The 22,826-nt window shown below is 61.8% G+C and carries 20 protein-coding genes; 7 read left to right on the top strand and 13 right to left on the bottom strand.

The genetic code is table 11. The features are described from left to right. Window positions 1–30: 30 nt before the first annotated feature. Window positions 31–189 carry a YqaE/Pmp3 family membrane protein gene (locus AC07OF_RS09220; protein WP_003177654.1) on the bottom strand — a complete coding sequence of 53 codons (159 nt, stop codon included), beginning with the start codon at window positions 187–189 and terminating at the stop codon, window positions 31–33. A 162-nt stretch (window positions 190–351) separates the two neighbouring features. After that, the gene (locus tag AC07OF_RS09215) at window positions 352–1,632 is read right to left on the bottom strand and encodes an aspartate aminotransferase family protein (RefSeq protein WP_157190916.1); all 1,281 of its coding nucleotides are present in this window, start codon (window positions 1,630–1,632) and stop codon (window positions 352–354) included. 158 nt (window positions 1,633–1,790) lie between these two features. On the opposite strand from AC07OF_RS09215, the gene AC07OF_RS09210 reads away from it, so the two are divergent. Beyond that, window positions 1,791–2,714 carry a LysR family transcriptional regulator gene (locus tag AC07OF_RS09210; RefSeq protein WP_038605972.1) on the top strand — a complete coding sequence of 308 codons (924 nt, stop codon included), beginning with the start codon at window positions 1,791–1,793 and terminating at the stop codon, window positions 2,712–2,714. Between the two features lie 228 nt (window positions 2,715–2,942). Here AC07OF_RS09210 and AC07OF_RS09205 read toward each other — a convergent pair whose 3' ends face one another. The 9 genes from AC07OF_RS09205 to bioB all read right to left on the bottom strand — a co-directional run bounded on the left by AC07OF_RS09205 (window position 2,943) and on the right by bioB (window position 13,247). Then, window positions 2,943–4,721, bottom strand: coding sequence for an acyl-CoA dehydrogenase C-terminal domain-containing protein (locus AC07OF_RS09205; protein WP_157190915.1), 1,779 nt, complete (start codon window positions 4,719–4,721; stop codon window positions 2,943–2,945). Between the two features lie 123 nt (window positions 4,722–4,844). Further along, complete coding sequence (locus AC07OF_RS09200) at window positions 4,845–6,128, bottom strand: GGDEF domain-containing protein (protein WP_157190914.1); 1,284 nt, start codon at window positions 6,126–6,128, stop codon at window positions 4,845–4,847. A gap of 183 nt (window positions 6,129–6,311) precedes the next feature. Then, a complete protein-coding gene (locus tag AC07OF_RS09195; protein ID WP_038605966.1) occupies window positions 6,312–8,117 on the bottom strand; it encodes a phenylacyl-CoA dehydrogenase in 1,806 nt (601 codons plus the stop codon). A gap of 264 nt (window positions 8,118–8,381) precedes the next feature. Further along, window positions 8,382–8,678: a hypothetical protein gene (locus AC07OF_RS09190; protein WP_038605964.1), complete on the bottom strand. Its 297-nt coding sequence runs from the start codon at window positions 8,676–8,678 to the stop codon at window positions 8,382–8,384. Between the two features lie 107 nt (window positions 8,679–8,785). Beyond that, entirely contained in the window at window positions 8,786–9,466 is a 681-nt protein-coding gene (bioD, locus tag AC07OF_RS09185) for a dethiobiotin synthase (RefSeq protein ID WP_157190913.1), read from the bottom strand. 1 nt (window position 9,467) lies between these two features. Further along, window positions 9,468–10,292: a malonyl-ACP O-methyltransferase BioC gene (bioC, locus tag AC07OF_RS09180; protein ID WP_157190912.1), complete on the bottom strand. Its 825-nt coding sequence runs from the start codon at window positions 10,290–10,292 to the stop codon at window positions 9,468–9,470. Further along, the gene (locus tag AC07OF_RS09175) at window positions 10,285–11,016 is read right to left on the bottom strand and encodes an alpha/beta fold hydrolase (protein WP_157190911.1); all 732 of its coding nucleotides are present in this window, start codon (window positions 11,014–11,016) and stop codon (window positions 10,285–10,287) included. The genes bioC and AC07OF_RS09175 overlap by 8 nt, the downstream gene beginning before the upstream one ends. Further along, window positions 11,009–12,181 carry an 8-amino-7-oxononanoate synthase gene (gene bioF, locus AC07OF_RS09170; protein ID WP_157190910.1) on the bottom strand — a complete coding sequence of 391 codons (1,173 nt, stop codon included), beginning with the start codon at window positions 12,179–12,181 and terminating at the stop codon, window positions 11,009–11,011. Before bioF ends, AC07OF_RS09175 begins: the two co-directional genes overlap by 8 nt. Before the next feature lie 7 nt (window positions 12,182–12,188). Beyond that, on the bottom strand, window positions 12,189–13,247 hold the full coding sequence (gene bioB / locus AC07OF_RS09165) for a biotin synthase BioB (protein WP_157190909.1): 1,059 nt from the start codon (window positions 13,245–13,247) through the stop codon (window positions 12,189–12,191). Between the two features lie 89 nt (window positions 13,248–13,336). Here bioB and AC07OF_RS09160 point away from each other — a divergent pair, with 89 nt between their 5' ends. From AC07OF_RS09160 to rarD, 5 genes are all read left to right on the top strand, one after another. Then, on the top strand, window positions 13,337–14,074 hold the full coding sequence (locus AC07OF_RS09160; RefSeq protein WP_157190908.1) for a ComF family protein: 738 nt from the start codon (window positions 13,337–13,339) through the stop codon (window positions 14,072–14,074). 60 nt (window positions 14,075–14,134) lie between these two features. After that, window positions 14,135–14,899 (top strand): TOBE domain-containing protein, encoded by a 765-nt coding sequence (locus AC07OF_RS09155; RefSeq protein WP_157190907.1) that lies wholly within the window; start codon window positions 14,135–14,137, stop codon window positions 14,897–14,899. Between the two features lie 63 nt (window positions 14,900–14,962). Beyond that, a complete protein-coding gene (locus tag AC07OF_RS09150) occupies window positions 14,963–16,864 on the top strand; it encodes a PhoX family protein (protein ID WP_157190906.1) in 1,902 nt (633 codons plus the stop codon). 121 nt (window positions 16,865–16,985) lie between these two features. Next, on the top strand, window positions 16,986–17,960 hold the full coding sequence (locus AC07OF_RS09145) for a serine/threonine protein kinase (protein ID WP_038605942.1): 975 nt from the start codon (window positions 16,986–16,988) through the stop codon (window positions 17,958–17,960). 63 nt (window positions 17,961–18,023) lie between these two features. Then, complete coding sequence (gene rarD, locus AC07OF_RS09140; protein WP_157190905.1) at window positions 18,024–18,911, top strand: EamA family transporter RarD; 888 nt, start codon at window positions 18,024–18,026, stop codon at window positions 18,909–18,911. 211 nt (window positions 18,912–19,122) lie between these two features. Here the strand turns inward: rarD and AC07OF_RS09135 are convergent, their stop codons facing one another. Next, window positions 19,123–19,641 carry a glycine cleavage system transcriptional repressor gene (locus AC07OF_RS09135; RefSeq protein ID WP_157190904.1) on the bottom strand — a complete coding sequence of 173 codons (519 nt, stop codon included), beginning with the start codon at window positions 19,639–19,641 and terminating at the stop codon, window positions 19,123–19,125. A gap of 433 nt (window positions 19,642–20,074) precedes the next feature. On the opposite strand from AC07OF_RS09135, the gene AC07OF_RS09130 reads away from it, so the two are divergent. After that, window positions 20,075–22,252, top strand: coding sequence for a malate synthase G (locus AC07OF_RS09130; RefSeq protein WP_157190903.1), 2,178 nt, complete (start codon window positions 20,075–20,077; stop codon window positions 22,250–22,252). Window positions 22,253–22,319: 67 nt separating this feature from the next. Here AC07OF_RS09130 and AC07OF_RS09125 read toward each other — a convergent pair whose 3' ends face one another. Then, window positions 22,320–22,763, bottom strand: coding sequence for a response regulator (locus AC07OF_RS09125; RefSeq protein ID WP_495072778.1), 444 nt, complete (start codon window positions 22,761–22,763; stop codon window positions 22,320–22,322). Between the last annotated feature and the right edge of the window lie 63 nt (window positions 22,764–22,826).

The following is a 22,826-nucleotide window of genomic DNA, read 5'->3' as shown; positions in this document are numbered from 1 at the left end:
GATTTATCCGCTCCTACAGGCGATGGACGCTCAGCGCTTGGCGATGATGTACACCGCATGCACGATGCCCGGAATGTACCCCAGCAAGGTCAGCAGAATATTGAGCCAGAAGGCGCCGCCGAAGCCGACCTGCAGGAACACGCCAAGCGGCGGCAGGAGTATGGCGATGATGATGCGGATAAAATCCATGGCGCAGCTTCCTTCAGTGATGTACTAGAACTGACTGTAGCGCCGTGCCAGGGTTCAACCGGTAAACCACAGATAAAAAAACGCCCCAGGCCAAAAACTACAGGCCCGGGGCGATGCGCAGGAACGCGAGACGGTTCGGTTAATTCGTAGATTCGCGGGCAATCAGGCCGTAGCTTCTCGCCGCTGGTGCTGTTGCGCCGAGTGCACTCGGGCAAAGGCCCGGGCCAGACGCAGGAGCATTTCGTCGATGTTGCCCTTGCTTACCGTCAAGGCTGGCGACAAGCGCAGCACATCCGGCTGTGGCGCATTGAGCAACAGGCCTTCATGGAGCGCAGCCTTGACCAGCTCGGCGGCATTGTCTTCGCTTAGTTGCAATGCCCAGAGCAGGCCCTGGCCCCGGACTTCGCTCTGGCCGTAACGACCTGCCAGACGACTCAGGCCATCACGCAGGTGCCTTCCGGACTCCTGAACGTGCTCAAAGAAGCCTGGCTCCAGCACGGTTTCCAGCACCGCCAGGCCCGCGGCGCTCATCAGCGCATTGCCATGGTGACTGCCTTCAAGTTCGCCGGCTTCGGCGCAGCAGGCGCTGCCCCGGGCCAGCAATGCGGCCAGTGGTACACCGCCGCCCAGGCCCTTGCCCAGGGTGATGATGTCGGCGCGTACGTCGTAGGTCTGCTCGGCAAGCAGGGCACCGCAGCGGCCAACACCCGTCTGCACTTCGTCGAGAATCAGCAGGATGCCCAGCTCGCGGCACAGACGCTCAACGCCCTTGAGATAGGCGGCCGTCGCCGGAATCACCCCGGCTTCGCCCTGAATAGGTTCGAGCATGATCGCCACGGTGCGCGAATCGACAGCGGCGTGCAGCGCCTCCAGGTCGTTAAACGGCACCTTGCTGAAACCTGGCAGACCCGGCTCGCAACGGTTGCACGGCGACGGATCGGACGCCGACAACGCACCCAGGCTACGCCCATGGCAACTCTGGCTGGCGGTGATGATGTGATAGGCGCCGTTGCGATGCAGCTGGCCCCACTTGCGCGCCAGTTTGATCGCCCCTTCGCAGGCCTCGGAGCCACTGTTGAGCAGGTATGCCTGGTCGCTGCCGGTGCTCTGGCAGAGAAGGTTGACCAATTTCAGCAAACCACGGTTATGAAAACCGGCGCCCGGATTGATCAACGCCTGGGCCTGGCTGCCCAATGCCTTGACCAGCACGCTCGGGCTATGGCCGAGGCTGTTGACCGCGCAGCCCTGCGTAAAGTCGAGATAGGCGTGGCCTTCGCTGTCCCACAACCACGAGCCCTGACCGCGAACGAACACGTGCGGCGCACGCTCAGTGGCCGGCATCAGGCAATCGCGAGGCAGTGCCTCAGCGGCCACGGCGGCAACCGGCATAGGCTTGCGCTCGGCCACCATCGGCGTCGGGCGGCGAAAACTGAACAGATTCATGTTTTCAACCCTTTTGCCAATCCTATGTAAACAACATCAAGATACACAGTGTTCATCGCGCCTTGTGGCCCTGCAAGCCTTGTGAATACGGGATAGACTAGGCGTATTGCCGGCTAACGGCCATTTGGTTTTTCGAGCATTTTTGATAAGTATTACTTATGGATTTTCGCCAACTGCGTTATTTCGTCGCGGTCTATGAAGAAGGCCATGTGGGCCGGGCCGCCGAGCGCCTGTCGTTGTCGCAACCGGCGCTGTCGCAACAGATCCGCCAGCTCGAACACAGCCTGGATGTCAGCCTGTTCGAGCGGGGCAACAAGCGCCTGTTGCCGACCCTCGCCGCACACACCTTGTACAACCATGCCCTGCCCCTGCTCGACGGTTTGCAACGCGCCCGCGAGGCCTTGCGCAACTTCAAGGGCCAATCCCTGCGGACCCTGGCCATTGGCGTCCTGCAAACCGTACGCCCAAGCCTGGTGCCACAACTGCTCGACCGGGTGCGCAAGGCCCAGCCGCACCTGGTGGTGCAGATCTACGAGTTGTCGGGCCTGGAGATCGAACGCCGCCTGCTCAATGGCAGCCTGGACATCGGCATCAGTTACCTGCCGCCACGCCAGCCAGGCCTGCATGGTTTGCTGCTGTACGAAGATGAACTGCAACTTGTAATCCCCAACACTCACCCGCTGCGGGAGTTCAAGAAAGTCTCGCTCAAGCAAGCCGCGGAGCTGCCCATGCTGCTGCTCGGTGAAGAGTTCCAGGTGCGGCAGATCTGGCAAACGCAACTGGCCAACCTCGGTCGGCGGCCACAGGTGCAGGCCGAAATGAACAACATGGGCGGGATTCTCGACAGCCTCGGCCACACCTCGCTGGCCACCGTGCTGCCGGGGCGGGCCAAGGAAGTGGTCGAGGACGATCAGGAACTGCTGTGGAAGCCGCTGAGCGAACCACGGGTGCCGCTGAAGATCGGCCTGGTGTTTCGCGATGCGCAGCGCCAGCAAGCGTCGGTCGAGCTGCTGCGCACACTGCTGGAAGAGGAGGCCGATCCAAGGCAGATCGGGGTATCGCCGCTGGATGTGCTGGGCTGAAACTTTTCTTTGGGCAAAAGAAAACCCCGCCGAAGCGGGGCTTTGCAGACTGTTTCCCTGACATCCATTTCGCCCCGCCACCCTGGCAGGAATCCTACGTGTCCGTGTTATGTACTTTGCGCTTCCTGCGCGACGTCCATGTGAGAAGATTAACTGTGGATCCAATCTTCCGATAGAGGCGAAAAGTCACCACGTCGTGTAAGAGATTGCTTACACGACGCGCCAATCTCAAAACTGTGCCGCATCCAGCAGGTACAGCGACTCGCTACCAGCTTTCACCGAAGCGCTGAGCGAGTGGATTCGCGGCAGCAAACGGGCGAAGTAGAAGCGCGCGGTGCCGAGTTTGCTGGCGTAGAAATCGTCTTCACCCTGTTTGGCCAGTGCGGTACGCGCCATCAGTGCCCACATGTAGGCATAAGCGGTGTAACCGAATACCTGCAGGTACTCCACCGACGCTGCGCCGATTTCGTTCGGGTTGTTCTTGGCCCGGTCCAGAACCCAGGCGGTCAGGTCGTCGAGGTTGTCCAGGGCGGCGTTCAGCGGTTTGACGAACTCGCCCAGCTCACTGCCGGCAGTGGCGGTGAAATGGCGGATCTCGTCGGCGAACAGCTTGTACAGCGCACCGCCGCTGCCCACGACCTTGCGGCCCATCAGGTCCAGCGCCTGGATACCGTTGGTGCCTTCGTAGATCTGGGTGATGCGTACATCACGCACCAGTTGCTCCTGGCCCCACTCGCGAATATAGCCATGACCGCCGAACACTTGCTGGCCATGCACTGCAGACTCCAGGCCGAGATCGGTGAGGAAAGCCTTGGATACCGGAGTCAGCAGGGCGACGAGGTCTTCGGCGCGTTTACGGGTGGTTGCCTCTTCGCTGAACTTGGCGGTGTCCAGCTGCATGGCGACGTAGGTAGAAAAGGCACGACCGCCTTCGTTCAACGCCTTCATGGTCAACAGCATGCGCCGAACGTCGGGGTGCACGATGATCGGGTCAGCGACCTTGTCCTTGGCTTGCGGGCCGGTAGGTGAACGGCTCTGCAGACGATCACGGGCGTACTCGATGGCGTTCTGGTAGGAACGTTCCGCCGACGCCAGGCCCTGGATTCCCACGCCCAGACGCTCGTAGTTCATCATGGTGAACATTGCCGCCAGGCCCTTGTTCGGCTCACCGACCAGGTAACCCACGGCTTCGTCGAAGTTCATCACACAGGTGGCCGAAGCCTGGATACCCATCTTGTGTTCGATCGAGCCGCAGTTGGCCGGGTTGCGTGCACCCAGGCTGCCATCGGCGTTGACCATGAACTTGGGCACCAGGAACAGCGAAATGCCCTTCGGCCCGGCGGGCGCATCCGGCAGCTTGGCCAGCACCAGGTGGATGATGTTCTCGGTCAGGTCGTGCTCACCGCCGGTGATGAAAATCTTGGTGCCGCTGACTTTGTAGCTGCCATCAGCTTGCGGCTCGGCCTTGGTGCGAATGATGCCCAGGTCGGTTCCCGCGTGCGGCTCGGTCAGGCACATGGAGCCTGCCCAGATACCGGCGTACATGTTCGGCAGGTACTTTTCCTTGAGCTCGTCGCTGGCGTGGGCGTTGATCGACAGACAGGCGCCAGCGGTCAGCATCGGATACAGACCGAAGGCCAGGCTCGACGAGTTGACCATTTCCTCGACCTGAGCCGAGATCACCTTGGGCATGCCCATGCCGCCGTAGGCAGGATCACCACCGACGCCGACCCAGCCACCTTCAGCGTAGGTCTTGTAGGCCTCGATGAAACCGGCCGGGGTGCGCACCGCACCATTGTCCCAATGGCAGCCTTCTTCGTCACCGCTGCGGCTCAGCGGCGCGATGCTTTTGCCTGTGACCTTGCCGGCCTCCTCCAGCACCGCCAGAGCGGTCTCTTCATCGACAGCTTCGGCCAGGCCCGGCAATTGCGCCCAGAGCTTGGCAACTTCGAAGACTTCATTGAGGACGAAGCGCATATCGCGCAGGGGCGCTTTATAGTCAGCCATGGCAACCTCTCACACTTGAGTCGGGGACGGTCCCGCAGGACCGCTTCACTGTTATGCAAGCAGTGTAACCGAACAACTTTTGCGAGACATAGGGTCATCTGGTGACTATATAGTCATACGCGGTCACGCCGTACGCACTGCACCCCGTTTGGCCTGATGACCGTAGGCCATGACGCAGTTACGCCCCGCACCCTTGGCGCTGTAGAGCGCCTGGTCCGCCGACTTGAGCACTTCGTCGGGAGAGCGGTGATCGATCAGGCGTTCGCTGGCGCCGATACTGATGGTCACAGAAACACTGGTCGCTGCAGACGCCCCGCGGCGCTGGCGCCCCTGCTGATCGTCCTGCGGGCGGTTGTCCTGGTTGCGCAACTGGATGTTGTAGTTGGCGATCACCTCGCGCACCGCTTCCAGGTGCGGCATGCACTCCTCGATGCTCTTGCCGGCAAACACCAGGGCAAACTCCTCACCACCGTAGCGATAGGCGCGGCCGCCACCGGTCACCTTGGACAGCTTGCTGGCCACCAGACGCAGCACCTGGTCACCGACATCGTGACCATGGGTGTCGTTGAATTTCTTGAAGTGATCGACGTCGGTCATCGCCAGCACATAGTTGCGCCCCAGGCGCTGCATGCGCTCGTTGAGGGCGCGGCGTCCGGGCAGGCCGGTGAGTTCATCACGAAACGCCATCTGATAGGCCTCGTGGGAAACCGCCGCAGCGATCATCAGCATCACCTGACTGCACATGATGTTCAGGGTGAAGGGCAGGATGAAGGTCTTGGGCAACATCCAGAAAATCCCGATCAGACCGATGACCTGCGCGGCATGCAAAGGCCTGGGCTCACGCAGGTACTGCACCACGAGCAGGACGAAGGCGATGATGAACACCGGGTAAGCCAGCTGGATCAAGCTCATCCACTGACCATGCAGCGACGGCCAGCGAATCTCTGCCAACCAGCCCAACAATGCCTGTGGAAAACTTTGCTCAAGGCCCAGGGCGACGCTGCCGACAGCCAGCAAGACGGCGAAACGCGCGACCATGTCCTGGAACAGGTGTGTGCGCTCCTGCCAGGCGCCGTAGAGGGCAAACATCAGTGGCAGCAGTAGACAGACCAAATGGAACACCACCGCCGCATCTTCCCGAACCCGGCCATTGTCGCGATAGAAATCGGTCTGGGTATCGAGCAGGAAATAGGCGATGTACACCGTGACCATCAGAAACAGTTCGCGCTGACGGCGATACACGGTGCAGTAGGCACCGCCCAGCAACAGCACCAAGGTAGGCAAGACATTGAACAGCGATGTGAAGAAGACGCTGAGGTCTCTCACATAAGCGGCGGCGAGCCCTGACACCAGCAAACAGACTGACGGCAGGAAGTGGCTCGGACGTACAGCGGATAAACGAAACAAGGGTAATCTCCGACCCGGCAGATCAATAATGGCATTGTGCCTTTAAGGTATCGGCAGTGCACATGAATTGATGAATGCGCTTGGTCGGAAACAGCGATGGAAGGGGGAACACCGCCCCCACCAGGACACCACAAACAAAAAAGCCTGCCGGTAAGGGCAGGCTTTTTAGCTACAGCAGATAACTCAGTACGAGAGACCGAAGTGCTCTTCGTTCATGTCCATCAGGTTGTTGGCGCCCGACAGCATGGTTGCAACGTGGGTGCGGGTACGCGGCAGGATGCGCTGGAAGTAGAAGCGCGCGGTCTGCAGCTTGGCGGTGTAGAAAGCTTCTTCGCTGGTGCCGGCAGCCAGTTTCTCGGCAGCCAGGCGCGCCATGTCAGCCCAGAAGTAGGCCAGGCAGGCGTAACCGGAGTACATCAGGTAGTCCACCGAGGCAGCACCAACTTCTTCGCGGTCTTTCATCGCCGCCATACCGACCTTCATGGTCAGCTCGCCCCACTCTTTGTTCAGCTGGGCCAGCGGTGCGACGAACTCGCTGATCGCTTCGTTGCCTTCGTTGTTCTGGCAGAACTTGTGCACGATCTTGGTGAAGCCCTTGAGCGCTTCGCCCTGGGTCATCAACACTTTACGGCCGAGAAGGTCCAGCGCCTGGATGCCGGTGGTGCCTTCGTACAGCATGGAAATACGGCTGTCGCGAACGTTCTGCTCCATGCCCCACTCGGCGATGAAGCCGTGGCCGCCATAGATCTGCACGCCGTGGTTGGCCGCTTCGAAGCCGACTTCGGTCATGAAGGCCTTGGCGATCGGAGTCATGAAAGCCAGCAGGGCGTCGGCTTTCTTCTTCTCTTCTTCGTCCTGGCTGTACTTGACGATGTCGACCTGCTTGGCGGTGAAGTACACCATCGCGCGGTTGCCTTCGGCGAAGGCTTTCATGGTCAGCAGCATGCGACGTACATCAGGGTGAACGATGATCGGGTCAGCGGCTTTGTCCGGCGCTTTCGGGCCAGTCAGCGAGCGCATTTGCAGGCGGTCGCGAGCGTATTTCAGGCCACCCTGGAACGCCACTTCGGCGTGGGCCAGGCCTTGCAGCGCGGTACCCAGGCGAGCGGTGTTCATGAAGGTGAACATGCAGTTCAGGCCTTTGTTGGCCGGGCCGATCAGGTAGCCGGTTGCGGCGTCGAAGTTCATCACGCAGGTGGCGTTGCCGTGGATGCCCATCTTGTGTTCGATGGAGCCACAGGACACGGCGTTGCGCTCACCGACAGTGCCTTCGGCGGTCGGCAGGAACTTCGGCACGATGAACAGCGAGATACCTTTGGTACCCGCCGGTGCATCGGGCAGGCGAGCCAGCACGATGTGGACGATGTTGCCGGCCATGTCGTGTTCACCGGCCGAGATGAAGATCTTGGTGCCGGTCACTTTGTAGGAACCGTCGGCCTGAGGTTCGGCCTTGGTGCGCAGCATGCCCAGGTCGGTACCGCAGTGAGGTTCGGTCAGGCACATGGTGCCGGTCCACTCGCCGGACACCAGCTTGGTCAGGTAGGTCTCTTGCTGCTCGGCGGTGCCGTGCTCGGAGATGGTGTTCATCGCGCCATGCGACAGGCCAGGGTACATGCCCCACGACCAGTTCGACTCACCGACCATTTCGCTGATCGCCAGGCCCAGCGACTCGGGCAGACCCTGACCGCCGTGCTCGACGTCATGGGCCAGGCTCGGCCAGCCGCCTTCGACGAACTGGTTGTAGGCTTCCTTGAAACCGGTCGGGGTCTTCACGCCCGACTCGCTCCAGGTGCAGCCTTCCAGGTCACCGACACGGTTCAGCGGGGCCAGCACCTGTTCACAAAACTTGGCGCCTTCCTCGAGGATGGCATTCACCATGTCTGGAGTGGCGTCCTGGCAAGCCGGCAGGCTCTGATAATGCGCTTCGTAACCCAGCAGCTCGTCACGAACGAAGCGAATATCACGCAAGGGGGCTTTGTAATCAGGCATAGCGATGAACCTCTGCTGATGAATCCTGGATAGAGAGACCACGACCGATCCGTTGTTGTTGGCATTCGGTCAAACAGTTGTTTGAAACATACGTTTACGCCGAAAACTTGTCAAGCATCAACCCGAGGGCAGTTCGGTCATGCAAGACTGCGTGGTTTGGCGGGCAAAAAAACCCACGCACGCGCAGCCGAGCGCCTGCCGGCAAGGCCAAGGCGCTGATACTCAAAGAATAGTTGAAGACCCGCAGCGAGCGCGGCGGGAGGGTCAGGCGTAGGTGTCGATCAGCGTGCCGAGCATTTCGTCCGATGCTTTGGCCACTTTGACACCGAGTTCGACCTGATGCTTGCCCAGGGCCATTTCCACACTGCTGGTGGCCAGGTCCATCTGCTGGCTGCGATCGACCGCACGCAAACGCTCGGCCTGATAGTCACTGGACTGGCTGGTGGCGGCGCGCTCGACGGTGGTGTTGGCGATCTGGCTGGCGGCCTGATCGACGCGGTTCTGCCCGGCCTGGATCGCACCGAGCCCGGCGTAGAATGCTGAGTTGCCTGAGATTTCCATGTCGAAACTCCATGACGCTGAAGGCGAACAGCCCCTATTGAAGCAGACCTGCTGGCAAAAGGCCCGTTGAAATCGCTAATGGCATGTTGCCATACGATAGACGCAGGCTAGTCCAGCAGATCCAGTTGCAAGTGGTCCGCCACTGCTTCAGCGCTTACCTGTTTGAGCTTGGGTACCCGCCCCAGGCACGGCGCTGGCAATCGCTCGGCCAGACTCGCCAGGTTCTCTTCAAGGCGCGAGGTGCGCGGGTCAACAATGTTCGCGACCCAGCCGGCCAGTTGCAGCCCATCGCGGGCAATGGCTTCGGCGCTGAGCAAGGCATGGTTGATGCAGCCCAGGCGCACGCCGACCACCAGAATCACCGGCAGCTTCAAGGCAATGGCCAGGTCCGACAGGTTGGCTTGATCGGACAGCGGTACGCGCCAGCCACCGGCACCTTCGATCAGGGTGAAATCTGCGTCCTGAGCCAGCACTGCGCGCATAGGGTCCAGCAAAGCCTGCACGCTCAAAATGACTCCGGCTTCGCGGGCCGCCAGATGCGGGGCAATGGCGGGCTCGAAAGCGAAGGGATTGATCTGCTCGTAAGGCAACTTGATCGAACTCTGGGCAATCAGCGCCAGGGCATCGTCATTGCGCAAGCCTTTGGCGCCGGCGCTGCATCCGGAGGCTACCGGTTTGGCCCCCAGCGTGCTCAGGCCCGCCAGCTGCGCCGCATGCAACAGCCCGGCAGCCACGGTGGTCTTGCCGACATCGGTGTCGGTTCCGGCGATGAAATAGGCTGGGCTCATTTCACTTCCCTTCTATCAGCGGCTTTTGCAGTACACCGTAGACCACCTGATAAGTGGCTGGCAGTCCTTGCGCTTGACGAAATTGCTCATAGGCCTGCAACAACCCCTGCATCCGCGCCCGTCCGGTCAGCCCGGCAGGGCGGCCCGGGTTGAGGTTGTGCGCGCCGAGCGCCTTGAGTTCGTGGGTCAGGCTGCGCACATCGGGGTAATACAGCACATGCGGACGAGCCTCCAGCCCCAGTACCTGCAACTCACTCCCGGCACACAGGCGCTGGTAGTCCTGCAGAGGGCGGAAGCGATTGACATGCACCAGGCCGTCGACCGCCTGCCAGCTCTCGCGCAGCTCATGCAATGTGCCGGCGCAAAGGCTGGCGAAGGCCAGCACACCGCCCGGTTGCAGGACCCGTCGAGCTTCACTGAGCACGGCGCGAAAATCGCCACACCATTGCACCGCCAGGCTGGTAAAGATCAGCTCGACGCTGGCGTCCTGCATTGGCAAACGCTCGGCATCGCCAGCCACATGGTAGTGCGCCCCGCCTTGCTCACGTGCATGCTGGAGCATGCCCTCGGCGATATCCACGGCAACACCTGCGGCCTGCGGGAAGCGCTTGTGCAAGGCGCGGCTGAAATAGCCGGTGCCGCTGCCCAGGTCCAGCCAGCGTTGCGGCGCAATGCTGGTGGGCAGTTGTTCAAGCAAGGCGCTACCCACCGCGCGCTGCAGTTCGGCAACGCTGTCGTAGCTGGCGGCAGCGCGCGAGAACGAGGCCGCGACCTGACGCTTGTCGGGCAAGGCGCCGGGCAGGCCCGGCTGGGAAAGATCAGTCATCGCCACTCTCATGTACAAAGGCCTTTATCGCAGCCGCCAACTCATGAGGTGTTTCCATCACAAAACCATGAGCACTGTCTTCCAGCAGCCCGACTTCCACGTCGGGCAATTCTTCGAGCAACACCCCGGCGACTTCGGCCGGCACCAGCCCGTCACGACCGGCAAACAGGTGCAACTGCGGGCCGCCATAGGCCTGCAGCGCTGCCCGGGTATCGAGCTGGCCGAGCACTTCGAGGCCGGCCACCAGTTGTTCGGGGGCAGGCTCAGGCATCGCCGCACCAAGCAAGCGGGCCAGGCTGCGCGGTTCTTCAGCGCCCTGGCTGCACAGCGAAATGAAGCGCTTAAGCGTGACCTGGGTGTGATAGCGGCAGCCTTCGAGGAAGGTCTGGAACGTGTCTGCCGGCATAGCGTGCGGCCAGTCCGGGCGGCTGACGAAACTGAGGTTGCTGCCCAGGGTGATCAATCCGTAGCAGTCATCGCCGCGCCGTGCTGCCAGTTCGGCGGCGAGCATGCCGCCCAACGACCAGCCGCCGAGCCAGGCATTGCGTGGCAATTGTCGGTCGAGCTTGTCGAGCCAGTCCTGCGGATCACTCGACACCAGACTGGGCAAATCCTGAATTTCGACCTGCAAGCCGGGGTCGATGGCGCGCAACGCCGCCACCAATGGTTGCAATGCCGAACGTCCCAGGCCCCAGCCTGGCAGAAGAACCAGTCGGTTACGCATCAGCAGGCTCCAGCAGCGGATAACAGTCGGACAATGCATCCAACAATAGCTGCACCTGAGCCGCACTGTGTGCCGCACTCAAGGTTACCCGCAGGCGCGCGCTGCCAGCGGGCACCGTCGGTGGACGGATCGCAGTGACCAGCAAACCGCGTTCGCGCAGCATCTGCGAAAGACGCAAGGCCCGCGCACTGTCGCCGATCAGGATCGGCTGAATCGGGGTGAAGCTGTCCATCAACTGCAGGCCGATTTGCTCGGCGCCGCTACGAAACTGCTGGATCAGCGCCGCCAGATGCTCTCGGCGCCAGTGCTCGCTGCGCAGCAGTTGCAGGCTGCGCAAGGTGGCACACGCCAAAGCCGGTGGCTGGCTGGTGGTATAGATGTAGGGGCGGGCGAACTGGATCAGGCACTCGATCAGTTCCTCGCTGCCGGCGACAAAAGCACCGGCAGTACCGCACGCCTTGCCCAGCGTGCCGATGAGTACCGGCACCTGCTCGGTACCCAAGCCGAAATGCTCGACAATCCCGCCGCCGTTGCGCCCCAGCGTACCGAAACCATGGGCATCATCGACCATCAACCAGGCGTCGCGGGTTTTCGCCGTGGCGGCCAGGGCCGGCAGGTCGGCAATGTCGCCATCCATGCTGAACACCCCGTCAGTGACCACCAGGGTATTGCCCACCGCCTTGTCCAGACGACTGGCCAGGCTGCCCGCGTCGTTGTGCAGGTAACGGTTGAAGCGCGCGCCACTGAGCAGGCCGGCATCAAGCAGCGAGGCATGATTGAGGCGGTCTTGCAGCACCGTATCACCCTGCCCCACCAGCGCCGTCAAGGCACCGAGATTGGCCATGTAGCCGGTGGTAAACAGCAACGCGCGCGGCCGGCCGGTGAGTTCGGCCAGCGCCTCCTCCACTTCATGGTGCGGGGTGCTGTGGCCGATCACCAGGTGCGAAGCGCCTCCGCCTACGCCCCAGCGTTCAGCACCGGCGCGCCAGGCGGCGATCACTTCGGGATGATTGGCCAGGCCCAGGTAGTCGTTGCTGCAAAAAGCCAGCAACGGCTGGCCATCGACCACCACTTGCGGCCCTTGCGGGCTCTGCAGTAATGGCCGCTGACGGTACAGGTCGGCAGCGCGGCGTTGTTCCAGCCGCGCACGAAGATCAAAAGCCATGAGCGCCTCAGGCCGAGGCGGCGTTGTAGAACAGCTCGCTGCTCTTCTGTTCGATCAGCGCCTGCTCGATGGCCGCCTGATGGACTTCGTCGGCATGCTCTTCACGGGCTTCAGGCTGGATGCCGAGGCGGGCGAACAGCTGCATGTCCTTGTCAGCCTGCGGGTTGGCGGTGGTCAGCAGTTTCTCGCCGTAGAAAATCGAGTTGGCGCCGGCAAAGAACGCCAGGGCCTGCATCTGCTCGTTCATCGCCTCGCGTCCGGCCGACAGCCGCACATGGGATTTCGGCATCAGGATCCGCGCTACGGCGAGCATGCGGATAAAGTCGAACGGATCGACCTCTTCGGCGTTTTCCAGCGGCGTACCAGCGACCTTCACCAGCATGTTGATCGGTACCGACTCCGGATGCTCCGGCAGGTTGGCCAGCTGGATCAGCAGGCCGGCGCGGTCGTCCAGCGACTCGCCCATGCCGAGGATCCCGCCCGAACAGATCTTCATCCCGGCGTCACGCACGTAGGACAGGGTCTGCAGGCGCTCGCTGTAGGTACGGGTGGTGATGATGCTGCCGTAGAACTCCGGCGAGGTGTCGAGGTTGTGGTTGTAGTAATCGAGTCCGGCTTCGGCCAGCGCCTGGGTCTGCTCCTGGTCGAGCTTGCCCAGGGTCATGCAGGTTTCCAGGCCCATGGCCTTGACCCCTTTGACCATCTGCAGCACGTAGGGCATGTCTTTGGCCGACGGGTGCTTCCAGGCCGCGCCCATGCAGAACCGGGTAGAGCCGATAGCTTTGGCGCGAGCGGCCTCTTCGAGGACCTTCTGCACTTCCATCAGCTTCTGTTTTTCCAGCCCGGTGTTGTAGTGACCGGACTGTGGACAATATTTGCAATCTTCCGGGCAGGCGCCGGTCTTGATCGACAGCAGGGTCGAGACCTGAACGCGGTTGGCGTCGAAGTGCGCACGGTGCACGGTCTGCGCCTGGAACAGCAAGTCATTGAACGGTTGCTGGAACAGCGCCTTGACCTCGGCCAGGGTCCAGTCGTGACGTGTTGTTGCAGTTGTGCTGGCGCTCATCGGCGGTTCCTTGTTTAGGCTTGTTCTGGCGCCGGAACAGGATTGCCCGCCAGCGCATCACGGATAGCTCGCATAGTTAAGGAAGCTCGATGCACTGTCAACCACAACTCAAAAGCATGGTTTACAAGTGGTTAAATAATAACCATGACTGTCTACTGTGCAATGAAACCGCCGACCAACCCTACCCGCTTTGCGTCGCCTGCGAAGCCGAGCTGCCCTGGCTGGAAGATGGCTGCCAGGTGTGCGCCTTGCCGCTGCCGATGCACGGTTTGACCTGCGGCCAGTGCAGCCGCCGCGCCCCGGCTTTCTACCGGGTTGAGGCGCCCTGGCACTACGGCTTTCCGCTGGATGCGCTGATCAGTCGGTTCAAGTATCACAGCCAGTGGCCGCTCGGGCACCTGTTGGCGCAGTTGCTGGGCCGCTGGCTGACACATCGTTTCAGCGACGGCCTGCCGCGCCCGGTGCTGCTCCTGCCGGTACCCCTGAGCCGTCGCCGCTTGCGCCAGCGCGGCTACAACCAGGCCGCCATGCTGGCCCGCTGGCTGGCCGCGCACACCGGTATCGCCTGCGACGAACGGATACTCAGGCGCCTGGTCGACACACCGGCGCAGCAGGGCCTCAACGCCCGGCAGCGCAAACGCAATCTACGCCAGGCTTTTGCTGTGGAAAACGTCGACCGGCTGGAAGGTCGGCACCTGGCCCTGATCGACGATGTGCTGACCACCGGCGCCACCGCCCAGGCCCTGGCCAGCCTGCTGCTCAAGGCCGGCGCCCGCCGCGTCGATGTCTATTGTCTGGCACGCACCGCCAAGCCTGGCAGCGCTTGACTTGCCGTCAGGCTGCGGGCACTTTCGTGACTGATATTTCCTACATACTCGTGCCCGCACATGTCCTTGCCAGCCCTGCTCACCCAACACATTGTTCGCCGCCCACAGCGGATCGCCTTGCTGCAGCACATTGCCGAACAAGGCTCGATCACCCGTGCGGCCAAGAGCGCCGGCATGAGTTACAAAGCGGCGTGGGATGCCATCGACGAACTCAATAACCTGGCGGCCAGCCCACTGGTAGAGCGCAGTGTCGGTGGCCGCGGCGGTGGTGGCGCCAAGCTGTCGCAAGAAGGCCAACGGGTGCTGCGCCTGTACCAGCGCCTGCAAGCGTTGCAGGCACAGATTCTGGAAGCCGCCGAAGACGCCAGCGACCTCGACCTGCTCGGTCGCCTGATGCTGCGCACCAGCGCACGCAATCAGCTGCACGGCCGGGTCAGTGCCATCGAGACACAAGGACATTACGACCGCATCAGCCTGGCCCTGGCCGGCGACCTGAGCATCGACGCACTGATTACCCGCGATAGCACCCAGCGCCTGGAACTGACTCCGGGCACTACCGTGGTGGCCTTGATCAAGGCGGGCTGGCTGACCCTGCTCAGCCCTCAAGAGCGCCCACTGGCGGGCTACAACTGCCTGCAGGCCAAGGTCGAGGAACTGCTCGACGAGCCTCAGGGGCCGACTGAGGTGCGCCTGACATTGAGCAACGGGCAAACCCTGTGCACCTTCGCTGAACCTGCCTGGCTCAACGCCCATGCAGTGGCTGCAGGTAGCAACCTACGCGTTCAGTTTCAACCGTCCTACGTCCTTATCGGAACGCCTTTGTAAAACCGACACAAAACCGTCATAAGCGCTGACTAAGGTGACTGCCAAACCCGCAGGAAGCCTGTCATGAACCTATTAGAAGAACACCAGTCCACCGACCTCGAACAGCTGGTCAGCCTGAGTCGCCGTCGTTTCATCGGAGCGGGCGCCCTGTGCGGCGCCGCCCTGTTCCTGAGTGGCAATCTGCTCAGCCGCAGCGTCATGGCCGCCAGCGTCAGCGCCGCCAACAGCAGCCTGCTCGGCTTTGCCAGCATCCCCAGTGCCACCGCCGACAGCATCAGCCTGCCCCCTGGTTACAAGGCCTCGGTACTGATCAGCTGGGGCCAGCCGCTGCATGCCGACGCCCCGGCCTTCGATGCATCCGGCCAGGGCACAGCCAAGGCCCAGGAACTGCAGTTCGGTGACAACAATGACGGCATGAGCCTGTTCCCCTTCCCCGATGATGACAATCGGGCGTTGATGGCCATCAACAACGAATACACCAACTACCGCTATCTGTTCGCTCACGGCGGGCAACCGGCCTCCGCCGAAGACGTGCACAAGGCACAGGCTGCCGAAGGCGTCTCGGTGATTGAGGTCAAACGCAGCAATGGCCAATGGCAGTTCGTCCAGGGCTCACCCTACAACCGGCGCATCCACGGCAACTCACCGATCCGTGTCAGCGGCCCGGCGGCGGGCGATGCCTGGATGAAGACCGCGGCCGACAACAGCGGCCGCAAGGTGCTCGGCACGTTCCAGAACTGCGCCAACGGCAAGACGCCGTGGGGCACCTACTTGACCTGCGAAGAGAACTTCACCGACTGCTTCGGCAGCAGCGATCCGGCCCATGTGTTTGATGCCGGGCAGAAACGCTACGGAGCCACGATCGACAGCAAGGAAATCGGCTGGCACCCGCACGACCCGCGCTTCGACCTGGCGAAGAACCCCAACGAACTGAACCGTCATGGCTGGGTGGTGGAGATCGATCCGTTCGACCCGGACTCGACCCCGGTCAAGCGTACGGCGCTGGGCCGTTTCAAGCACGAAAACGCGGCCCTTGGCGAAACCCGCGATGGCCGGGCGGTGGTCTACATGGGCGACGATGAGCGCGGTGAGTTCATCTACAAATTCATCAGCCGCGACCGCATCGACCACAAGAACCCCAGCGCCAACCGCAGCCTGCTCGACCACGGCACCCTGTATGTCGCACGGTTCGACGATGGCGACCAGAACACCGACCATCCGCGAGGCAAAGGCCAGTGGCTGGAGCTGAGCCATGGCAAGAACGGCCTGATTGCCGCCAACGGTTTTGCCAGCCAGGCCCAGGTCCTGATCCATGCGCGCCTGGCTGCCAGCCAGCTCAAGGCCACGCGCATGGACCGCCCGGAATGGATTGTGGTCAGCCCCAAGGACGGCCAGGTCTATTGCACCCTGACCAACAACGTCAAACGCGGGGAAGAAGGCCAGCCGGCAGGCGGCCCCAACCCACGGGAGAAAAATCTCTACGGGCAGATCCTGCGCTGGCGCGAAAGTGATAATGACCACGGCGCCATGAGCTTCGACTGGGACCTGTTCGTGGTCGCCGGCAACCCTTCGGTACACCCTGATGATGCCAAGGGCGGTTCAAGCAACATTACCCCGCAGAACATGTTCAACAGCCCGGACGGGCTGGGCTTCGATCCGGATGGCCGGCTGTGGATCCTCACCGATGGTGACTACAGCAATAGCGGTGATTTCGCCGGCATGGGCAATAACCAGATGCTCTGTGCCGATCCGGTCAGCGGCGAGATCCGGCGCTTCATGGTCGGGCCGGTGGCCTGTGAGGTGACGGGCATTGCCTTCTCGCCGGACCAGCGCACCCTGTTCGTCGGCATTCAGCATCCAGGTGAAACCGGCGGCTCGACCTTTCCCGAGCACTTGCCCAATGGCAAGCCGCGCTCGTCGGTAATGGCGATCAGCCGGGAGGATGGCGGGATCGTCGGGACCTGAGATCAGCAGGGGCTGCTACGCAGCCATCGCCGCCAAGGCCGGCGATGGGTCGCGCCAGCGGCCCCGCTGTGGGGTACCATGCCCACATGATGCGGCCACCTGCCGCACAGCAGGAGCTGACATGTCGCACCCCTTCGAAACCCTTACCCCCGACCTGGTCCTCGACGCTGTGGAGAGCATCGGCTTTCTCAGCGATGCCCGCGTTCTGGCACTCAACAGCTATGAGAACCGCGTCTACCAGGTAGGTATCGAAGAGTCTGAACCACTGATCGCCAAGTTCTACCGCCCGGACCGCTGGACCGATGCGGCGATTCTCGAGGAACACAGCTTCACCGCCGAACTGGCCGAGTGCGAAGTCCCTGTCGTAGCGCCACTTATCCACAACGGCAAAACCCTGTTCGAACACAGCGGTTTTCGCTTCACCCTGTTCCCCCGCCGTGGCGGCCGCGCCCCGGAACCCGGCAATCTCGACCAGCTCTATCGCCTCGGCCAGTTGCTCGGACGCCTGCATGCAGTCGGCGCTACCCGCCCGTTCGAGCACCGTGAAGCCCTGGCAGTGGATAACTTTGGCCACGCCTCGCTGGCCACTCTGCTTGAAGGCAATTTCGTGCCGAAAAGCCTGCTGCCGGCCTTTGAGTCAGTCGCCCGCGACCTGCTCAAACGGGTCGAAGCCATCTATGCCAGCACCCCGCACAAAACCATCCGTCTGCACGGCGACTGCCACCCAGGCAACATGATGTGCCGCGACGAAGTCTTCCACATTGTCGACCTCGATGACTGCCGCATGGGCCCCGCTGTCCAGGACCTGTGGATGATGCTTGCCGGCGACCGTCATGAACGCCTGGGCCAACTGGCCGAACTGATGGATGGCTACAACGAGTTCCACGATTTCGACCCGCGCGAGCTGGCCCTGATCGAGCCGCTGCGCGCCCTGCGCCTGCTGCACTACAGCGCCTGGCTGGCACGGCGTTGGGACGATCCGGCGTTTCCGCGCAGCTTCCCCTGGTTCGGCCAGGAGCGTTACTGGGGCGACCAGATTCTCGCCCTGCGCGAGCAGATGGCGGCGCTGGATGAAGAACCGCTGAAATTGTTCTGAAGCACGCCCAAGTCTGTCTACAATAGCGGTGCTTTTAGATAGCTGCCTAAGCAAGGAATTTGCATGCACGCCGCCAACCCGCGCCGCGGGTACATCCTGGGCTTGACCGCCTACATCATCTGGGGCTTGTTCCCACTCTACTTCAAAGCGCTGCAAAGCGTGCCAGCGGTGGAAATCATCGTCCACCGCGTGCTCTGGTCGGCACTGTTCGGCTCGTTGCTGTTGCTGGTCTGGAAGCATCCGGGCTGGTGGCGCGAGCTGCGTGAGAACCCCAAGCGTCTGGCGATCCTGGCCCTCAGTGGCTCATTGATTGCCGGCAACTGGCTGACCTATGTCTGGTCGGTGAACAACGGACGCATGCTGGAAGCCAGCCTGGGCTACTACATCAACCCGCTGGTCAACGTGCTGCTGGGCATGTTGCTGCTGGGTGAGCGCCTGCGCCGCCTGCAGTGGGTTGCCGTAGGCCTGGCGGCACTCGGTGTGGCTCAGCAAGTCTGGCAAGTCGGCAGCCTGCCCTGGGTTTCACTGGTACTGGCACTGAGCTTCGGCTTCTACGGTTTGATTCGCAAGCAGGCACCGGTCGCGGCCTTGCCGGGCTTGGTGGTGGAAACCTGGATGCTGATACCGCTGGCCATCGGCTGGCTGCTGCTCAACCCCATGGCCCATAGCGCTCAAGCGAGCTTCTATACCAGCAGCGAAGCGCTCTGGCTGATCGCCGCCGGCCCGGTGACCCTGGTGCCGCTGGTATGTTTCAACGCTGCCGCTCGGCACCTGCCTTACACCACATTGGGCTTTCTGCAGTACCTGGCGCCGACGCTGGTGCTGCTGCAGGCGGTGCTGCTGTTTGGCGAGCACCTGTCGAGCAGCACACTGGTGGCCTTCATGTTCATCTGGGCCGGTCTTGCCCTCTACAGCGTCGATGCCTGGCTGAGCTTGCGCCGGCGCAGCTGATCAAAAAACGTACAAATACCTACAGGCCACGTGATTCGTGGCCTGCAGCAACCTCTCCCAAGGTTATCCACACCCTCATCCCCGTGCTTTGTGCACAAGCCACTGATTATTGGTGGTTTTTTGCTCAATTCCTGCAAAGCCGCGGCCCGTCTGGGCTGGCGCAGGCTTCCCCCAGCTTATCCACAGGCCGGTCCCCGGCAAACCGGGATAACTATTCTTCCGGCCGCAGCTTGAGTTCCACCATCAGGTCATCCGCCAGCTCCTCAAGCTTGGCCTGCAGCACATCCAGAGAAAGGGTCAAAGGCATCGCCAGCAACGCATCGGCGTGAAACAGTGGCTCGCTGCTCATCGGCGCCGGACGCACGTCGGTGCTGAGGCGCTCGACATTGACCCCCTGTTCGGCCAGTAAGCGGGTGATGTCACGGACAATACCCGGGCGATCATTGCCCACCAGCTCCATGGCAATCGGCTTCCAGGTACAGGACGGATCGATACCGCTTTTGGCAATCAGCACGCGAATATCATGTTTGCCCAAGGCTTCCAGGGCCCGGACCAGCTCTTCGTAGGACTCGGCCGGCACCGCTACCTTGAGGATCCCGGCAAACTGCCCGGCCATCCGCGACATGCGGCTCTCCAACCAGTTACCGTTATGCTCGGCAATGCATTCAGCGATACGTTCGACCTGGCCGGCTTTGTCGGGGGCGATCACTGTCAGTACGAGATGATCCACGCGGTAACCCTCTGCTTTTAAAGGTTAGGCCCCTGAATTCAAAGGGCGCGGAGAAAGTATAGGCAAGGCGCGGCAACCTGCCGCAGCAGCCTTTGAAGACAAATCGTGTACCGTTTCAAGATTTATCTGGAACAATCTGCCACTTTTTTGAGAACATACTGATTCCCAGCGTGACCCTCTGCGACCAAATGGTCGCAGAACGACGTATTTAGTCTGATTTTCACAACCGCAGCGCATCATGTAGTATGCCGCAGCGCGGACTACAAAACGTCGAATCGATGTCTGCCAAGGCGCCTGTGAAAATACGCAACCGCTCGCCAGCCCGTCTGGCAGGCAGCACCCAGCCGCCCATCGGGCATGTTCTGGTGCCGTGTTTAGAGAAGCGCGCAAGGCCTAAATAGAAGAGCAATAGCTGAGCAGAGTGAGGCAAGCAATGACTGAACACGTTCAAGTCGGTGGCCTTCAGGTCGCCAAAGTCCTGTTCGACTTCGTGAACAACGAAGCCATTCCCGGAACTGGCGTCAACGCCGAGCAGTTCTGGGTGGGGGCAGAAAAGATCATCAACGACCTCGCTCCAAAGAACAAAGCACTGCTGGCCAAACGTGACGCACTGCAGGCACAGATCGATGCCTGGCACCAGGCGCGCAAAGGCCAGGCTCACGATGCCGTGGCTTACAAAGCCTTCCTCCAGGACATCGGTTATCTGCTGCCAGAAGCTGCAGACTTCCAGGCCTCGACCCAGAACGTCGACGACGAAATCGCCCGCATGGCCGGCCCGCAACTGGTTGTACCAGTGATGAATGCGCGCTTCGCCCTGAACGCCTCCAACGCCCGCTGGGGCTCGTTGTACGATGCCCTGTACGGCACCGACGCGATCAGCGAAGCCGGTGGCGCGGAAAAAGGCAAAGGCTACAACAAGGTTCGCGGCGACAAGGTGATTGCCTTCGCCCGCGCCTTCCTCGACGAGTCCGCGCCGCTGGCCGCCGGCTCGCATGTCGACTCCACCGCTTACCGCATCGAAGGCGGCAAGCTCGTGGTTGCCCTCAAAGGTGGCAGCAACAGCGGCCTGCGCGATGACGCCCAGCTGATCGGCTACCACGGCGACGCCTCGGCGCCGACCGCGATTCTGCTCAAACACAACGGCCTGCATTTCGAAATCCAGATCGATGCCAGCACGCCGGTCGGCCAGACCGACGCTGCCGGGGTCAAGGACGTGCTGATGGAAGCCGCCCTGACCACCATCATGGACTGCGAAGACTCGGTTGCCGCAGTCGATGCCGATGACAAGGTAGTGATCTACCGCAACTGGCTCGGCCTGATGAAGGGCGACCTCTCGGAAAGCGTCAGCAAAGGCGGCCAGACCTTCACCCGGACCATGAACCCGGACCGCGAATACAGCGCGCCGAACGGTGGCACTGTCACCCTGCACGGTCGCTCGCTGCTGTTCGTGCGTAACGTCGGTCACCTGATGACCATCGACGCCATCCTCGACAAGGACGGCAACGAAGTGCCCGAGGGCATCCTCGACGGTCTGGTCACCAACCTTGCCGCGATCCACAACCTCAATGGCAACACCAGCCGCAAGAACAGCCGCACCGGCTCCGTGTACATCGTCAAACCGAAGATGCACGGCCCGGAAGAAGCAGCGTTCACCAACGAGCTGTTCGGCCGCATCGAAGATGTGCTGGGCATGAAGCGTAATACGCTGAAGGTCGGCATCATGGACGAGGAGCGCCGTACCACGGTCAACCTCAAGGCCTGTATCGAAGCGGCCAAGGAACGTGTGGTGTTCATCAACACCGGCTTCCTCGACCGTACCGGCGACGAAATCCACACCTCCATGGAAGCCGGCGCAGTAGTGCGCAAGGGCGCGATGAAGACCCAGAAGTGGATCGGCGCCTACGAGAACTCCAACGTCGATATCGGCCTGGCCACCGGTCTGCAAGGCCGTGCCCAGATCGGTAAAGGCATGTGGGCCATGCCGGACCTGATGGCCGATATGCTCGAGCAGAAAATCGCTCACCCGCTGGCCGGTGCCAACACCGCCTGGGTACCGTCGCCGACCGCCGCTGCGCTGCACGCGCTGCACTACCACAAGGTCGACGTGTTCGCCCGTCAGGCGGAACTGGCCAAGCGCGCACCGGCATCGGTAGATGACATCCTGACCATCCCGCTGGCAGCTGACACCAACTGGTCGGACGAAGAGATCCGCAACGAGCTGGACAACAACGCCCAGGGCATCCTCGGCTACGTTGTACGCTGGATCGACCAGGGCGTGGGTTGTTCGAAAGTGCCGGACATCAATGATGTCGGCCTGATGGAAGACCGCGCCACTCTGCGTATTTCTGCGCAGTTGCTGGCCAACTGGCTGCGCCACGGTATCGTCACCGAGGCTCAGGTACTGGAAAGCCTCAAGCGCATGGCGCCGGTGGTCGACAAGCAGAACGCCAACGACCCGCTGTACCGCCCACTGGCACCGGACTTCGACAACAACATCGCCTTCCAGGCGGCGGTCGAACTGGTGGTAGAAGGCACCAAGCAGCCGAACGGCTACACCGAGCCGGTGCTGCATCGCCGTCGTCGTGAGTTCAAGGCCAAGAACGGTCTGTAAATAGCCCGTCGCGGGTCAAGCCCGCTCCCACAGGTTTTGTGGGAGCGGGCTTGACCCGCGATCAGCTTCAAGCGATTCCCAACTCCCTGCGCACCAACTCCATCAACTTGTCCGGATCGATCGGCTTGAGCAAAAAGTCGACGACACTCAAATGCATCGCCGCTATGGCGTCTGGCACGTCGGCATCACCGGACACAATGATGATCGGCAACGCCGCTTTGTCCGATTCGCGAATCTGCCGGATCAGCTCCAGGCCATCGAACGGCCCCATACGCAGATCGGTAATCAACAAACCGATATCCTGCTTACCTTCCAGACGCTCCAGGGCCTGTTCGGCATTTTCCGCCATCACGCACTTGATACCCTTGGTTTTCAGGTAACTGGCCAACGCTTCGCGAGCCAGCTTATTGTCATCGACGATCAATACTTTCTGTGGCACAGCCCGCGGCGCCGTAACCGTTGCCAGTGCTTCACGTTCGGCATCACTCAGTATGTCTTCTTGGTCGGGCATGGCTGTCTCATCATCAATGACTCGCAAAATGTCCCTCGAATCAAGTTCAGACCGCTTTTGATC

This window comes from Pseudomonas sp. GW821-FHT10B02, assembly GCF_059415665.1.
This window is presented reverse-complemented; position numbering and strand designations above follow the sequence as displayed.

Excerpts from the sequence above, each read along its gene's own strand:
- bioC (WP_157190912.1), bottom strand. The coding sequence starts at position 10,292 with ATGACTGATCTTTCCCAGCCGGGCCTGCCCGGCGCCTTGCCCGACAAG.
- AC07OF_RS09145 (WP_038605942.1), top strand. The coding sequence starts at position 16,986 with ATGTCGCACCCCTTCGAAACCCTTACCCCCGACCTGGTCCTCGACGCT.
- AC07OF_RS09195 (WP_038605966.1), bottom strand. The coding sequence starts at position 8,117 with ATGCCTGATTACAAAGCCCCCTTGCGTGATATTCGCTTCGTTCGTGAC.
- bioD (WP_157190913.1), bottom strand. The coding sequence starts at position 9,466 with ATGAGCCCAGCCTATTTCATCGCCGGAACCGACACCGATGTCGGCAAG.
- AC07OF_RS09150 (WP_157190906.1), top strand. The coding sequence starts at position 14,963 with ATGAACCTATTAGAAGAACACCAGTCCACCGACCTCGAACAGCTGGTC.
- AC07OF_RS09190 (WP_038605964.1), bottom strand. The coding sequence starts at position 8,678 with ATGGAAATCTCAGGCAACTCAGCATTCTACGCCGGGCTCGGTGCGATC.
- AC07OF_RS09210 (WP_038605972.1), top strand. The coding sequence starts at position 1,791 with ATGGATTTTCGCCAACTGCGTTATTTCGTCGCGGTCTATGAAGAAGGC.
- AC07OF_RS09130 (WP_157190903.1), top strand. The coding sequence starts at position 20,075 with ATGACTGAACACGTTCAAGTCGGTGGCCTTCAGGTCGCCAAAGTCCTG.
- AC07OF_RS09175 (WP_157190911.1), bottom strand. The coding sequence starts at position 11,016 with ATGCGTAACCGACTGGTTCTTCTGCCAGGCTGGGGCCTGGGACGTTCG.
- bioB (WP_157190909.1), bottom strand. The coding sequence starts at position 13,247 with ATGAGCGCCAGCACAACTGCAACAACACGTCACGACTGGACCCTGGCC.
- bioF (WP_157190910.1), bottom strand. The coding sequence starts at position 12,181 with ATGGCTTTTGATCTTCGTGCGCGGCTGGAACAACGCCGCGCTGCCGAC.
- AC07OF_RS09215 (WP_157190916.1), bottom strand. The coding sequence starts at position 1,632 with ATGAATCTGTTCAGTTTTCGCCGCCCGACGCCGATGGTGGCCGAGCGC.
- AC07OF_RS09155 (WP_157190907.1), top strand. The coding sequence starts at position 14,135 with ATGTCCTTGCCAGCCCTGCTCACCCAACACATTGTTCGCCGCCCACAG.
- rarD (WP_157190905.1), top strand. The coding sequence starts at position 18,024 with ATGCACGCCGCCAACCCGCGCCGCGGGTACATCCTGGGCTTGACCGCC.
- AC07OF_RS09160 (WP_157190908.1), top strand. The coding sequence starts at position 13,337 with ATGCACTGTCAACCACAACTCAAAAGCATGGTTTACAAGTGGTTAAAT.
- AC07OF_RS09220 (WP_003177654.1), bottom strand. The coding sequence starts at position 189 with ATGGATTTTATCCGCATCATCATCGCCATACTCCTGCCGCCGCTTGGC.
- AC07OF_RS09205 (WP_157190915.1), bottom strand. The coding sequence starts at position 4,721 with ATGGCTGACTATAAAGCGCCCCTGCGCGATATGCGCTTCGTCCTCAAT.
- AC07OF_RS09125 (WP_495072778.1), bottom strand. The coding sequence starts at position 22,763 with ATGCCCGACCAAGAAGACATACTGAGTGATGCCGAACGTGAAGCACTG.